Annotated in this window: 11 protein-coding genes; 3 read left to right on the forward strand and 8 right to left on the reverse strand. The window is 71.6% G+C overall.

Annotation, left to right across the window (positions count from 1 at the left end; translation table 11 throughout):
* Positions 1 to 14 precede the first annotated feature (14 nt).
* Positions 15 to 482, forward strand: a complete 468-nt coding sequence (locus AB0B48_RS01685) for a DUF6114 domain-containing protein (protein ID WP_357194466.1) — start codon at positions 15 to 17, stop codon at positions 480 to 482.
* Between the two features lies 1 nt (position 483).
* Here AB0B48_RS01685 and murD read toward each other — a convergent pair whose 3' ends face one another.
* Positions 484 to 1830 carry a UDP-N-acetylmuramoyl-L-alanine--D-glutamate ligase gene (gene murD / locus AB0B48_RS01690; protein ID WP_357194381.1) on the reverse strand — a complete coding sequence of 449 codons (1347 nt, stop codon included), beginning with the start codon at positions 1828 to 1830 and terminating at the stop codon, positions 484 to 486.
* Between the two features lie 82 nt (positions 1831 to 1912).
* Here murD and AB0B48_RS01695 point away from each other — a divergent pair, with 82 nt between their 5' ends.
* The gene (locus tag AB0B48_RS01695) at positions 1913 to 3265 is read left to right on the forward strand and encodes a hypothetical protein (RefSeq protein WP_357194384.1); all 1353 of its coding nucleotides are present in this window, start codon (positions 1913 to 1915) and stop codon (positions 3263 to 3265) included.
* 178 nt (positions 3266 to 3443) lie between these two features.
* Here the strand turns inward: AB0B48_RS01695 and AB0B48_RS01700 are convergent, their stop codons facing one another.
* The 3 genes from AB0B48_RS01700 to AB0B48_RS01710 form a co-directional block, all read right to left on the reverse strand.
* Entirely contained in the window at positions 3444 to 5243 is a 1800-nt protein-coding gene (locus AB0B48_RS01700) for a PucR family transcriptional regulator ligand-binding domain-containing protein (protein WP_357194387.1), read from the reverse strand.
* A gap of 96 nt (positions 5244 to 5339) precedes the next feature.
* Positions 5340 to 6791, reverse strand: a complete 1452-nt coding sequence (gene argG, locus AB0B48_RS01705) for an argininosuccinate synthase (protein WP_357194390.1) — start codon at positions 6789 to 6791, stop codon at positions 5340 to 5342.
* A gap of 47 nt (positions 6792 to 6838) precedes the next feature.
* The gene (locus AB0B48_RS01710) at positions 6839 to 7687 is read right to left on the reverse strand and encodes an RNA methyltransferase (RefSeq protein WP_357194469.1); all 849 of its coding nucleotides are present in this window, start codon (positions 7685 to 7687) and stop codon (positions 6839 to 6841) included.
* Between the two features lie 91 nt (positions 7688 to 7778).
* Here AB0B48_RS01710 and AB0B48_RS01715 point away from each other — a divergent pair, with 91 nt between their 5' ends.
* Positions 7779 to 9626, forward strand: coding sequence for a thiamine pyrophosphate-requiring protein (locus tag AB0B48_RS01715; protein WP_357194393.1), 1848 nt, complete (start codon positions 7779 to 7781; stop codon positions 9624 to 9626).
* A gap of 74 nt (positions 9627 to 9700) precedes the next feature.
* Here AB0B48_RS01715 and AB0B48_RS01720 read toward each other — a convergent pair whose 3' ends face one another.
* The 4 genes from AB0B48_RS01720 to AB0B48_RS01735 all read right to left on the reverse strand — a co-directional run bounded on the left by AB0B48_RS01720 (position 9701) and on the right by AB0B48_RS01735 (position 14658).
* The gene (locus AB0B48_RS01720) at positions 9701 to 11899 is read right to left on the reverse strand and encodes a transglycosylase domain-containing protein (RefSeq protein ID WP_357194396.1); all 2199 of its coding nucleotides are present in this window, start codon (positions 11897 to 11899) and stop codon (positions 9701 to 9703) included.
* 254 nt (positions 11900 to 12153) lie between these two features.
* On the reverse strand, positions 12154 to 12921 hold the full coding sequence (locus AB0B48_RS01725; protein ID WP_357194399.1) for a hypothetical protein: 768 nt from the start codon (positions 12919 to 12921) through the stop codon (positions 12154 to 12156).
* 152 nt (positions 12922 to 13073) lie between these two features.
* Entirely contained in the window at positions 13074 to 14180 is a 1107-nt protein-coding gene (locus AB0B48_RS01730; RefSeq protein WP_357194402.1) for an SPFH domain-containing protein, read from the reverse strand.
* Positions 14181 to 14184: 4 nt separating this feature from the next.
* Entirely contained in the window at positions 14185 to 14658 is a 474-nt protein-coding gene (locus AB0B48_RS01735; protein WP_355009697.1) for an NfeD family protein, read from the reverse strand.
* Between the last annotated feature and the right edge of the window lie 108 nt (positions 14659 to 14766).

Below are 14766 nucleotides of genomic sequence, written 5' to 3' on the forward strand. Positions count from 1 at the left end.
TGCCGGCCCGGGCGGTGGCAGATCCGGGGTCGGGCTGGCGGCGGGCCCGCCCATTCAGCGCCGCCGTGCTGATCACCCTCGGAGGCGCCGAGATGCTGGCGACCCTGCGCGCGCCCCTCGGGGTGCTGCTGCACATCGGACCGCAGGGGCTCGCCGCATACCTGGTACCCACCATCCTCGTGATCTGCGGCGTACTGCTGATCACCGCCCCGCAGCAGCGGGTCTTCTACGCCGTGGTCTCGCTGGTGCTCGGGCTGGTCTCCTGGTTGACCTCGAACCTGGGCGGCTTCGTGGTCGGAATGCTGCTGGCTCTCCTCGGCGGAGCACTCGCTTTCGCCTGGACTCCGGACAAGGACCACCCTCCCACCCGGGCCCCAACGGAACCCGCGGCACCCGCTCCGCCCGAGGACGAGGACGCCGCCGACACCATGCTGCTGCCAGGGATGCAGTCACCGGACCCCAGCCCGGCCGACCGGGGGTGAGTCAGCGGGCGGTGTCGGCGACCGCCTGCGCGAACACCTCGGAGCGGTGCTCGAAGTTGCGGAACCGGCCGTAGCTGGGCGCGGCCGGGGACAGCAGAACCACCCCGCCGGCCGGGGTCACCTCGCGGGACAGCCGAACCGCGTCCACCAGGTCGTCGACCAGTTCGGTACGCACCTTCGGCAGGCCGGCGAGCACCTCGACGATCCGGGTGCCGCTGTCCGGAATCCCGATCACGGTCAGCTCCCGCTCGGCCAGGTGCTCGGCCAACGGCGTGTAGTCCAGACCCCGGTCGTTGCCGCCGACGATCACCGTCAACGGCCGCCCGTCGTACGCGTCGATGGCGTGCATGGCCGCGTACGGGCTGGTGGCGAGGGTGTCGTCGACGAAGGTCAGCCCGGACGGGTCGGTGATCTCGGTGAGCCGGTGGGCCAGCCCCTGGAACTCGGCGACCGCGATGGCGAGGTGGTCCTTACCGGCCACCACGTCCACGCCGAGCGCGTCGAGGACCGCGAGCGCGACGCAGAGGTTGCCCTCGTTGTGCCGGCCGACCAGCGGCAGCACCGCGCGCGGGAAGAGCGGCTGGTCACCGAAGTGGAACCACTGCGTACCGTCGGAGCCGGTGGCGACGTGGGTGGTGTCGGGGCTTCCTGCGCGGACCGCCGGCAGCTCACCAAGCTCCGCCGCCAGCCGGGGATCGCCACCGTTGACCACGATCGTCTGCGGGTCGTGGGCGAGCAGGTTGAGCTTGTCCCGGTAGTACTCCCGCTCCCCGCCGTGCGCGTCCAGGTGCTCGGGGAAGAGCGCGGTGACCACCGCCACCCGCGGCGAGTCGGTGAGGTCGCTGCACTGGTAGCTGGACAGCTCCAACACGTACAGCTCCGCCTCCGGCAGGTCCAGGGTCGGCACGCCGATGTTGCCGCCGAAGACGTTCGGTCGCCCCATCGCGGTGAGCAGGTGACTGATCAGGCTGGAGGTGGTGCTCTTGCCCTTGCTGCCGGTGACCCCGACGGTGCGCGCGGCGTGGTCGGCCATCCACAACGCGGTGCCCTGGGTCACCATGACCCCGCGGCGGCGCAGCTCGACCAGCCACGGGTGGGTCTGGGGCACGCCCGGGGACCGGACCACCACGTCGGCGGCGGCCAGCCGTTCGAAGCCCGCCTCGCCGGTGACCAGCGGCGCCGCCTCGGCCAGGGGGCCTTCCCACGGCAGCGACAGGAAGTTCGCGCTGTCGTCCACGGCGACCAGGTCGGCCGGGCCGTGGGCGGCGATCGCTGTCACAGCGGCCCGGCCCTCCCGACCGGCGCCCCAGACGGCGACGGTACGTCCGCGCAGGTCAGACAGGCGCACTGGTGTCTCCTCGGGGGTCACGGCGGCGGCTGGCAGGGCCCGGTCCGGACACGGCCGGACGAACCAGGGCCTAGTATGGCGTGTGCCCAACGAGCAGCTCCGGCGGATGGACGCCTTCACCTTCCCGTCCTACTCGATCGACTTCGCCACCGGCGAGGTGTTGTTCGACTACGCCCTGACCGGCCCGGCCGGCGAGCAGCGGTTCACCGAGGTGATCACGCTCCCGCTGCCGGCGGAACCGCCCTCCGACGAGACGGTGGCGACCCTCAACCGGGTGCTGGAGGTGCTCCACCTCGTCGCCGGGGTCAGCTACTACAAGGCCGCCGCGCCGCCCCGGCTCGTGCTGCCGACGCCGTTGGGCGCGGCCACCGTCGACTACGTCACGGCCGTCTACACCAGGGGCCTCGCCGAGTACGCGTACCGCAACCAACTGCCGCACGTGCTCGACCTGCGCCCCGAAGTGCCAACCGGTGTGGTGACGCCGGCCCGGGTGTACGACGACTCGGACCGTCGCCCGCTCTCGGCAGTCGGCGGCGGTAAGGACTCGATCGTCAGCCTGGAGGCGCTGCGCCGCGCCGAACTGGACCCGGTGCCATTCTCGGTCAACCCGAACCACGTGATCGTCGCCGTCAACGAGGCGTCCGGGCTGGTTCCCCTCGCTGCCCGGCGGCGCATCGACCCGGTGCTGTTCGACCTGAACGCCGCCGGCGCGCTGAACGGGCACATCCCGGTCACCGCCATCAACTCCCTGATCGCGGTGGCCACCGCCGTCCTGCACGGGCTGGGCCCGGTGGTGATGTCCAACGAGCGTTCGGCGTCCGACCCGAACCTGGTCTGGAACGGCCACGAGATCAACCACCAGTGGTCCAAGGGCGTCGAGGCGGAAGGGCTGCTGCGGGCGTCGCTGGCCGAGCACGCCGGCCTGACCGACCCGTACTTCTCCCTGCTGCGTTCGCTGTCCGAGCTGCACATCGCCCGGCTGTTCGCCGAGTTCACCCGGTACGACGACGTGGTGACCAGCTGCAACCAGGCGTTCAAGCTGCGCGACGCGAGTGAGCGCTGGTGCCGGGACTGCCCGAAGTGTCGCTTCGTCTTCCTGGCCATGGCGCCGTTCATGCCGCGGGAGCGGGTCACCCACATCTTCGGCGGCGACCTGCTGGCCGACGAGTCGCAGATCCCCGGCTACCGCGAGCTGCTGGGCGTGGACGGGCACAAGCCGTTCGAGTGCGTCGGTGAGGTCGAGGAGTCGGTGGTGGCCCTCGGCCTGCTCGCCGAGCAGGAGCAGTGGCGCGACGCCCCGGTGATCCAGGCCCTCGTCGACGCCGTCCCGGAGACGGCCTGGTCCTCGGTGGCCCACTCGGACGTCTTCACCCCCGGCGGCCCCAACCACATCCCCCCAACCTACGCAAAAGCCCTAAACGCCCTAGCAACCTAACCCCACCCCCACACCCCACCCCCGCACCCCGCGCACCCCGCGCGCCCCGCACCCCTCCGTCCTCGCCGATCTTGCACTTTGTGTTGTCGATATGCCGTCTTTTTGAGGTTTTGTTCCAGCAGAAAATGCAAGATCGCCGCGTGGGGGGCGCGGCGTGAGGGGTGGGTGGGCGCGGGGGTTACGGGGTTCGGACTGCGTCCAGGGCCAGCAGGGCCACGTGTAGGGAGAGGGCGGCCTCTACCGAGTCGAGGTCCACGTCGAGGACGCGGGCGATGCGGGCCAGGCGTTCGTAGAAGGCCGGTCGGGACAGGTGGGCGGCGGCAGCGGCTGCGGACTTGTTGCGCCCCTGCTCCAGGTAGGCGCGCAGGGTGTCCAGCAGCCGCTCCCTCGGGTGCCGGGCGTCGTACTCCAGCAGGGCGCCGAGTTCGCGTTCCACGAACGTCTGCAGGCGGGGCTCGTCGCGCAGCAGGTGCAGCAGACCGGCCAGCCCGACGTGCGGGAGCCGGAAGATCGGCAGGTCACGCCGGTCCCGTCGGGCCGCCTCGGCGACCTGCCGTGCCTCCACGAGCGACCTGCGGGCCTCCCGCAGGGTGCTCACCCGGGACCCAGCGGCCACGATCACGGCACCCGGACCAGCACCCCGGGCCCCCTCGACACCCACCCGAGCGGCCTCGACACCGGGAGCCGCGCGGGACGGCTCCGCGCCCGAGGAGGAGCGGGACACGTCGACGCCGGGTCCCGTCCGGCCGGCGCCGGCGTCGAGGCGTACCTGGCGAAGGGCGCTGGCGAACGCGGACAGCGCGCGGTCCTCGGCGGCCGGGTCTGGCAGGGCCAGCAGCACGCCCACCGAGTTGTCGTCGACGGCGCTGGTCAGCGCGGTCAGCTTCGCCTCCCGCAGGGCCTGGCCGACGGCCTCGGAGAGATCACGTAGCCGGGCCTGGCCGGCCTCGGGGCCAACTTCCCCGGCGGGGTCGTCTGCGCGGTGCCGGACCATCACGCCGACCAGGTGCCGCCGGTCGAGCACCACGCCGAGCGCCTTGGCCCGCAGTCCCACCTCGTCCACCGGGCGGGAGTGGTCGAGCAGCGCGGTGAGCAGGGTGCGGTGGATCTGCCGTTCCAGGCCCTCGGCGTCGCGGCGGATCAGCCGGCCCAGCGCGAGGGTGGACGCGGCCCGCTCGATCAGGATGGTGAGCCGGGTGGGCGAGCCCGCGCTCGGTTCGACGGCCTGGGCGCTGGGCACGTCGCCGCTGGCCGGCCAGCGCAGCAGCAGCCGACCCCAGTCCTGCCCCCGGGCGCCGACGGTGGTCACCAGCCAGCCGCTGTCCGGGTCGTACGCGGTCCGCCCGGCCGGGCGGATCCGGCGGGAGTGCTGCTCCCAGCCGTCCAGCAGCAGCTCTGCGCTCTCCCCCGCCGGGTCGTACCCGAGCACCTGCCGGGACAGGTTCTCCAGCACCACCGGGCAGCCGGACAGCTCGGCGGCCTGTCGGATCACCTCGGCGGCGTCGGCGCCCTCCACGGACAGGTCGTTGAACCGCTGGTGGATCTCCTCGGTGGCCCGCAGCTCGGTGAGCTGCGCGTCGACGATCAGCGCGTGCACCGCCTCGGTGATCCGGACGAACGGGGTGGCCCGGCGCAGCTCCACCAGGGGCAGCCCACGCCGCTCGGCGGCGGCGGCCATCACCCGGGGCACACCGCTGACGTACCGGCGGCCCAGCTCGACGACGAGCCCGGAGACCCCGACGTCGGCGAGATCGCCGATGAACGCCCGCAACCCGGCGTCGTCCCCGGGCAGACCGATGCCGGTGGTGAGCACCAGTTCGCCACCGCCGAGCAGGGTGGCGATGTCCGGCACCTCGGCGACATGCACCCAGCGGACGGGTCGGTCCAGCCCCTCGTCGCCGGCGACGACGCGTGGCGCGCCGTGGCGGACCGGGCCCAGGGCGAGGACCTCACGGACGGTAGGGAACACGGCCGCCACGCTACCGTCCGTGACGCCGGATCTCGAACAGCGGCCGGCGACGCGAGCCGGGGCGGCGGCGTGGGCTGCCCCGGCCTGGCGGCGTGGTAGAAGGGCTCAGTCGACGCCGAACTCCATCGCGGCGCGGTCGAGGGCCGCGTCCTCCGGCGAGGCGACGCCCCGGGACGCGATGGCTTCCGCGCCGCCCTCGGGCATCGCACCGATCAACCCGGTGGAGGCGGCCTGCGCGGCCCCGATCATCCGCTGCGGGTTTCCGCCGCCGACCAGGCCGAGGGAGGCGTACTGCTCCAGCTTCGACCGCGAGTCGGCGATGTCCAGGTTGCGCATCGTGAGCTGGCCGATCCGGTCCGACGGGCCGAACGCCGAGTCCTCGGTGCGCTCCATGGACAGCTTGTCGGGGTGGTAGCTGAACGACGGGCCGGTGGTGTCCAGGATCGAGTAGTCCTCGCCCCGGCGCAGCCGCAACGTCACCTCGCCGGTGACCGCCGTGCCAACCCACCGCTGCAACGACTCGCGCAGCATCAGCGCCTGCGGGTCCAGCCAGCGGCCCTCGTACATCAGCCGACCGAGGCGGCGACCCTCGTTGTGGTAGTTCGCCAGGGTGTCCTCGTTGTGGATGGCGTTCACCAGCCGCTCGTACGCGTAGTGCAGCAGCGCCATCCCGGGCGCCTCGTAGATGCCTCGGCTCTTGGCCTCGATGATCCGGTTCTCGATCTGGTCCGACATGCCCAGGCCGTGCCGGCCGCCGATGGCGTTGGCCTCCAGCACCAGGTCGACGGCGCTGCCGAACTCCTTGCCGTTGATCGTGACCGGGCGACCCTGGTCGAAACCGACTGTGACGTCCTCGGTCGGGATCTCCACCGATGGGTCCCAGAACCGGACGCCCATGATCGGGTTGACCGTCTCGATGCCGGTGTCGAGGTGCTCCAGGGTCTTCGCCTCGTGCGTGGCGCCCCAGATGTTGGCGTCGGTCGAGTACGCCTTCTCGGTGCTGTCGCGGTAGGGCAGGCCGCGCTCCAGCAGCCACTCGGACATCTCCTTACGGCCACCCAGTTCGGTGACGAAGGCGGTGTCGAGCCACGGCTTGTAGATGCGCAGCATCGGGTTGGCCAGCAGGCCGTACCGGTAGAACCGCTCGATGTCGTTGCCCTTGAAGGTCGAGCCGTCGCCCCAGATCTGCACGTCGTCGGCGACCATCGCCCGCACCAGCAGGGTGCCGGTCACGGCGCGACCCAGCGGAGTGGTGTTGAAGTAGGCCCGACCGCCGGTGCGGATGTGGAAGGCGCCGCAGGTCAACGCGGCGAGGCCCTCCTCGACCAGGGCGGCGCGGCAGTCGACCAGGCGGCCGAGCTCGGCGCCGTAGCTGAGCGCACGACCGGGCACCGAGGCGATGTCGGGCTCGTCGTACTGGCCGATGTCGGCGGTGTAGGCGCAGGGAATGGCGCCCTTGTCGCGCATCCACGCGACCGCGACCGAGGTGTCGAGGCCGCCGGAGAAGGCGATGCCGACACGTTCGCCGGTGGGCAGGGAGGTGAGAACCTTGGACACGGGGAAAATTATGCAATAGAACGCATGGCCATGCAAGCCGATGTGGTCTACCCGCCGTCGACCGGCGCGTCGTCGCGCCCCAGCTCCCAGAACGCGACGGCCGCCGCGGCGGCGACGTTCAACGAGTCCACGCCGCGCCGCATCGGAAGGACCACCCGCACGTCGCTGGCGGCCTGCGCCGCCGCGGTGAGGCCCGGCCCCTCGGCGCCGAGCAGCAACGCGGCCCGCTCACGCTGCGCCGGGGTCAACCGCTGCATCGGTACGGCGTCCGGCGCGGGCGTCATCGCGAGCACCGTGAAGCCGGCCTCTCGCACCTGGTCCAGACCCTCCGGCCAGCGGTCGAGTTTCGCGTACGGCATGGCGAAGACCTCACCCATGCTGACCCGGACGCTGCGCCGGTAGAGCGGGTCGGCGCAGGTCGGCGACAGCAGCACCGCGTCGACACCGAGCGCGGCGGCGCCCCGGAAGATCGCGCCCAGGTTGGTGTGGTTGTTCACGTCCTCCAGGACGACGACCCGGCGCGCGGTGGCGAGCACCTCGGCCGCCGTCGGCAGCGGCCGGCGGTGGAACGACGCCAGCACCCCCCGGTGTACGTGGAAACCGGTGGCCCGTTGCAGCACATCCTGGGTCGCGGCGTAGACCGGGGCGTCGCCGGTGTCCAGGTCGGCGAGCTGGTCGGCCCGCTTGGCGTCGACCAGGTACGACCGGGCCGGGTAGCCCGCGCGCAGCGCCCGGCGCAGCACCAGCTCCCCCTCGGCGATGAACAGGCCGTGCGGTGGTTCCCAACGGGTGCGCAGCTCGACGTCGGTGAGCGCCCGGTAGTCGGCGATCCGGTCGTCGTCGGGGTCGGTGATCTGGTGGACGGGCACCCGACGATTCTGCCGGACGCGGAGCAGCGCGCTCCAAGGCCCGCCCGATGAGGCGTTTTGTCCGAAGAAGAAGGGGAATGACCGGCAGGCAACGGACGTGACGGGAAGGACCAGCCAGGTGAGCGCAGCCGACACCACCCCGGGCGAAGCGGGTGCCCTGCCCCGGCGTCCGACCGTCGCGGACCACATCGTGTCGCGACTGTTCAGCTGGGGCGTGCACCGCTACTTCGGCTACCCCGGCGACGGCATCAACGGCCTCACCTCCGCGCTGCAACGCACGAACGGACGAGCCCAGTTCATCCAGGTCCGCCACGAGGAGACCGCCGGCTTCGCCGCCTCCGCGCACGTCAAGTACGGCGGCGGTCCGCTGGGCTGCGCTCTGGTCACCAGCGGGCCGGGCGCCATCCATCTACTCAATGGCCTGTACGACGCGAAGCTCGACCACCAACCGGTGATCGCCCTGGTCGGGCACACCGCGACCACCGCCGAGGGCGGCGGCTACTACCAGGAGGTCGACCTGCTCGCCCTCTACAAGGACGTGGCGGCAGCGTTCCTGGCCCAACTCGACAACCCCGCACAGGTACGTCACCTGGTCGACCGGGCGTGCCGCACGGCGCTGGCCCGGCGTACCGTGACCGCCCTGATCCTGCCTCTCGACATCCAGGACGAGCCGGCCGTCCCGAACCCGCCCCACGCGCACGGCTACTACCAGACCAGCAACGCGCCGAGCAGCACGCCGACGGTGCCACCGGAGGCGGACGTACGCCGGGCGGCCGAGGTCCTGCGCGGCGGGCAGCGGGTGGCCATGCTGGTCGGCCAGGGTGCCCTCGGCGCACGCGACGAGGTCCGCGAGATCGCTGATCGGCTCGGGGCCGGCGTGGCCACCGCACTGCTCGGCTTCACCGCCGTCGACCATCGCGAGCCGTGGGTGACCGGCGCGATCGGGCTGCTCGGCACCCGACCGAGCTGGCAGCTGATGAGCGGCTGCGACCGGCTGCTGATCGTGGGCAGCAACATGCCGTACTCGGAGTTCTACCCGCGACCCGGGCAGGCCCGCGCGGTCCAGATCGACCTGGACGGCACCCAGCTCGGGCTGCGCTACCCGACGGAGGTGAACCTGACCGGCGACGCCCGCCCCACGCTGCGGGCCCTGCTGAACGAGCTGGGCCCCGGCCCCGGACCGACCGCCTGGCGGACGGAGGTCACCGAGGCCACCTCGGCGTGGCGTCGGGTGCAACACGACCTGGCCGAACAGGCCGCCGACCCGGTCAACCCGCAGTTGCTCTTCCACACCCTGAACGAACGGCTGCCCGACGACGTGCTGCTCGCCGTCGACTGCGGCACCACCACCGCCTGGTACGCCCGACACATCCAGGTACGCCCCGGCATGCTGGCCAGCCTCTCCGGCACGCTGCTGTCCATGGGCGGCGCCATGCCGTACGCGCTGAGCGCCAAGTTCGCCCACCCGGACCGGCCGCTGGTCGCGCTGATCGGTGACGGCGCCATGCAGATGAACGGCGTCAACGAGCTGATCACCGTGGCGAAGTACTGGCGCAGCTGGGCCGACCCGCGCTTCGTGGTGCTGGTCCTCAACAACCGGGATCTGGCGTTCGTCAGCTGGGAACAGCGCTCCACCGAGGGGACGCCGATGTTCCCGGACAGCCAGCAGTTGCCGGACATCGCCTACCACCAGTGGGCGGAGGTGCTCGGGCTGCACGGCGAGTTGATCGACTCACCGGATCAGGTGCGCGACGTCTGGGACCGGGCGCTCACCGCCGACCGGCCGGTGGTGATCAACGCCCTGGTCGACCCGGCGGAGCTGATGCTGCCACCGCACTTCACCGTCGAGCAGGCCCGCAAGACCGCCGCGGCGGTGCTACGCGGCGACACCGACTGGGCCGGAATCATCCGCCGCGGCCTCCCGTCGACGCTCGCGAGCTACCGCCCCCGCCGCCGAGACCGCTAACCCCACCCCGCGCCCCGCGCCCTGCACCCGGCCCGGCCCGGGGCGGGCGGGGGCGGGCGGGGCGGGGTGGGTGGTCAGCCGCGGCGGTCGAGCCAGCGTTGGAGGGCTGAGCGGGGGTCCTGGGTGGGCTCCTGCTGACGCTCCGGGACGGCGGGGCGCTCCACCGGGCGGCGCGCGTCGCCGGCCAGCTCACGGCTCGGTGCGACGAACGCCTTCTCCGGTTGGCCCTTCACTGCGGTGGCGATGACCCGGGCCACCGCGTCGATCACCTTGGCCTGCACCGCTGACCCCACCGAGTCGGCCGGGTCGTCCGGGTTCGCGGCGATACCGGCCACCGCGACCTGCGGGGTGAAGCCGACGAACGTCTCGGTGGAGTTCTGCTCCGAGCTACCCGTCTTACCAGCCACCGGTCGGCCGTCGAGGATGCCGTTCACACCGGTGGCGGTGCCGCCGTTGCACTGCCCGAACGCCGACTGCTGACCCACCGGGCAGCGCGCCGCGTCGGTCGCGGCACGGGCGACGTCGGCGTCGAGCACCCGCTTGCAGGACGGCTGCCCCACCGGCACCTTCGTGCCGTCCGCGCCGGTCACCGAGACCACCGGCACCGGCGTGCAGTAGGTGCCCTCGGCGGCCACCGTCGCGTACGCGTTGGCCAGGTCGAGCGGGGTGGTGGCCGCCACTCCCAGAGTGAACGAGCCCCAGTTCGCGGCGTTGTTCTTGGCGAAGTTGGCGTCCGAGTCGGCGCGGAACGTGATGCCGAGCCGCTGCGCCATCTGGACCACCTTGTCCTGGCCGACCTGCTCGGCCAGCCAGACGAAGTAGGTGTTCACCGAGCGGCCGAAGCCGTCCCACATCATCCGGTACCCGTCCATCCAGTCCGGGTTGGCGTTCGCCGGGCACCAGTGACCGTCACAGCTGCCCGACCCCTCGGCGGGGTACCGGGTGGGCAGCTTGGCGGGCGCGTCGAAACCGGTGGAGAGGGTACGGCCCGACTCCAGTGCGGCGAGCATGGTGAACATCTTGAACGTGGAACCCGCCTGGTATCCGTCGACGCTGGCTCCGCCGGAGATCAACGGGTTGACGGTGTTCGGGTAGTTCGCCTGCCCGGCCGGGTTGTCGGCGAGGCTGTAGTGCCTGTTGACCGCCATCGCCAACACCCGCCCGGTCCCGGGCTGGACCGCCGCGATCGGCAGGGCGCGCTTGTTGTCGTACCCGTAGACCTTTGTGGCCTGCTGTTGCGCGGTGGCCTGGATCTTCGGGTCCAGCGAGGTGACCACGGTGTAGCCGCCCGAACGCAGTGCCTGCTCACGCTCCGCGACGGTCGCCCCGAAGGCCGGCTGGGTCAGCCACCACTGGCGCAGGTAGTCGCAGAAGTAGCCCCAGTCGTCGTGGCCCTGGGAGACGGCGGTACAGCCGTTGGGCTGGGCGGTGGGGCGCAGGGCCAGCGGCTCGGCCTTGGCCTGGGCGGCCTGCGCTGCGGTGATCGCGTTGGTGGCGACCATCGAGTCCAGCACGTACGACCGGCGGGTCAGCGCCTCGTCCTTGTCGCCGCTGATCGGGCTGTAGGCGTCCGGGGACTGCACCAGACCGGCCAACAGAGCCGACTCGGCGAGGGTCAACTGCGCCGGAGGCTTGCCGAAGTACCGCTGGCTGGCCGCCGCGATCCCGTACGCGCCGGAACCGAAGTAGGCGATGTTCAGGTACCGGTCGAGGATCTCGTCCTTGCCGAGGCTCTTGTCCAGCGCGCTCGCGTACCGGATCTCCTGGATCTTGCGGCCCACTGTGGGATCGGTGGCGGCGGCGCGCTCCTCGGCGGTGCGGGTGGGGTCGGTCTTGAGCACGTTACGGACGTACTGCATGGTCAGCGTCGAGCCGCCCTGCTCGGTGCCGCCACCCTTGACGTTGGCCACCAGCGCCCGGGCCAGGCCGCGCAGGTCCGCACCACCGTGGTCGTAGAAGCGCCGGTCCTCGGCCGCCACGATCGCCTGCCGCATGACCGGAGCGATCTCCGACAGGGGTACATCGGTGCGGTTCACGTCGTAGAACGTGGTGATCAGCGTCTTGCCGTCGTTGGCGTAGAGGTACGAACGCTGCGGCGTGGCCGGGGTCTTCAGCGAGGCCGGCAACGCGGCGTACGACCCGAGCGCGGAGCGGGCGGTGAGCCCGAGCAGCAGGTTGCCCGGCAGTGCGGCGACTGCCAGGACGAGCCCGGCCAACACGCCGGCGAGCAGCACTGTGAACAGCCGCGACAGCGGCGAGCGAGGGGCGGCCATGCTCCCCAGGATTGCCACGAAAGCCGCCAACCGACCACCCCCACAGCCGGATTGTCAGCAACTTCACGGCCCCCCACCAGCCAATCCCCTGTCCCCGCCCCCACCCCGCACCCCGCCCCACCCTGGTTGATCATGAAGTTATTGCCAGGACACGCCGAGGTCGCACGCAACAACTTCATGATCAACGGGCGCGGGGCAACCGGCGCGGGGCGGCGGGCGGGAGGCGGGAGGTGGGACCCCGGGGTGGGGTGGGGTTAGGGGTTTGGGGTGCTCAGGCTGGCGCTGGCGGCGTCTCTGGCGGTTTCGCGGGGCATCAGGCGGCCGGAGCGGTAGCCGATGCCGATGCCGGCGATCAGCACGAAGATCGCGCCGAAGGTCTGCAACGAGCCGATCAGGGCACCACCGAGGCCGAGCAGCGGCGCGGCGATGATCAGCATGACGCCGTCGCCGAGGCTGAAGGTGCCCGAGCGGGCCACCGCCCACCCGGTGAGGAACCAGCCCGCGCTGTAGAACGTAGCGCCGAGCAGGACCAGCGACCGCGCGGTGGCACCGAAGACGGGCGTCTGCTCCTCGAACCCGGCGAACGGCAGCATCAGCACGGTGCCGGCGATGCTGACCAGCAACCCGGCCGCGGCCACCCGGCGGCTGCGGGTCGCGGCCAGCAGCCCGGTGAGCGCCAGCAGCGCGAGCAGGCCGAGCCAGACCGCGGCCACCCAGCCGATCAGGTAGACCGCCCGGCCGTTGGCCGGATAGGGGTCGTTGCCCACCCCTCCGTCGCTGGCCATCGCCACCGCGCCGTAGAGGATGGCGTACGCGGGCAGCAGCCAGACCGCCGCCCGCGCGAACCGACGTATCGACCAGGCCCAGGTGGCGTTCGTGGCGGGGGCGCCCGGGGTCGGCTCGCCGACGAAGGGCAGTACGCCGAACCCACCACCGCTGCGCCGGGAGCCCAGCGGGGCGACCGGGTCGTGCGCGCCGGGCACCGGGGCCGAGGACCACATCCGCTTCGCCGGATCCTTCATGCGTCACCTCGCTCGTCGTCGAGCGGTGCACCGACGCGCCGGGGCGCCCCGATTGCCTGGTCACCACCCGTCCTAGGACCGATCGTGGCAGGCGTCGGAGCGCCCCATGAGTCTTTCTCGTATTTAGCCGACCGAGCGGCCGGCGTATCGGATCAGCCGCGCTCGCGCTGGTCGGCCGGGTCCTCGACGAGGCTGGTCGGGGACACCGGCTCCGGCGCGGGCAGCCCCTGCGGCCCCTTGCTGCCGGTGGCCTGCGCCTCGGCGACGCGTACCTCGTCGTGGATCTGCTGGGCAGCGTCCGCCGCCGCCTGCGCCGCCGCCGCAGCCTCCCGCTCGACCTGGCTCGCGTGTTCGGCTGCCTCCGGTGCGGGCAGGTCACCCACCATCTGGCTCAGCCCGCCCAGCGCGCCACCCATGCCCTCCAGGGCCTTGGTCAGCTCGGCCGGGACGATCCAGACCTTGTTGGCGCTGCCCTGGGCGATCTGCGGCAGGGCCTGCAGGTACTGGTAGGCGAGCACCTTCTGGCTCGGGTTCGCCTGGTGGATCGCGTCGAAGACCGTCCGAATCGCCTTCGCCTGGCCCTCGGCCTGCAGGATCCGGGCCTGCCGGTCGCCGTCCGCGCGCAGCACCGCCGACTGCTTGTCACCCTCGGCGGTGAGGATCACCGACTGCTTGTGGCCCTCGGCGGTCAGGATCGCCGCGCGGCGGTCCCGCTCGGCGCGCATCTGCTTCTCCATGGAGTCGCGGATGCTGGCCGGCGGCTCGATCGCCTTGATCTCGACCCGGGTCACCTTGATGCCCCAGCGGCCGGTGGTCTCGTCCAGCACGCCCGAGAGGTGCCTGTTGATCTCGTCCCGGCTGGTGAGCGCCCGCTCCAGATCGAGCGAGCCGATCACGTTACGCAGCGTGGTGACGGTCAACTGCTCGATGGCCTGAAGGAAGCTGGAGATCTCGTAGGTCGCCCGAACCGAGTCGACCACCTTGAAGTAGAGAACGGTGTCGATCGAGACCACCAGGTTGTCCGAGGTGATCACCGGCTGCGGCGGGAAGCTGACCACCTGCTCCCGCATGTCGACCTTGGTACGCACCGCGTCGATGAACGGCACCAGCAGGTTGAGGCCGGGGTTGAGGGTGCGCTTGTACTTGCCGAGCCGTTCCACCACGTCCTGGCGCTGCTGCGGCACGATCCGCACCGCCTTGGCCAGCGTTATCACGGCGATCAACGCCACCGCGATGATCAGCACACCTATGACCGTCATCGGTTCACCCTCTCGCTTCCGGCAACTCGCCGGCGGAAGAAACATCGTCCTGCCACACCAGGGCTGTCGCGCCCCGGACCTTTATCACCCGAACCCGTTCACCGGGCTCGAAAGTCTGCGTCGTGTCGTACGACCGGGCGGTCCACAACTCACCGTCGATCTTGACCAGACCGTGCTCGGCGTCCACCCGTTCCAACACCAGTGCCGTGGAGCCCTCGATCGCCTCCACGCCGAACGGCTGCTCGCCGCTCTCCAGCGCGGAGCGGCTGTGCCGCCGGATGACCGGTCGGACCACCACCAGGCTCAACGCCGACACCACAGCGAACACCAGTGCCTGCACCGCGACCGGCGCACCCAGTGCGGCCGCGCCGGCGGCGGCGAACGCACCGACCCCGAACATGATCAGAAATAGCGTCGTCGTGAAAATCTCGGCGACGGCCAGCACCACACCCAAAACGATCCACACCACGGCGTCCACACCGCAAGGGTGACACGTTAATGCACGAGCAGCCCACCCGTGATCATCAGTAGGCTCGGCGACACGAGCGCCGCCCACCGCATTCACCGGCCGAACGAGGAGATCCCC

This window comes from Micromonospora sp. NPDC049089 (genome assembly GCF_040648775.1).
Classification (GTDB): Bacteria; Actinomycetota; Actinomycetes; order Mycobacteriales; family Micromonosporaceae; genus Micromonospora.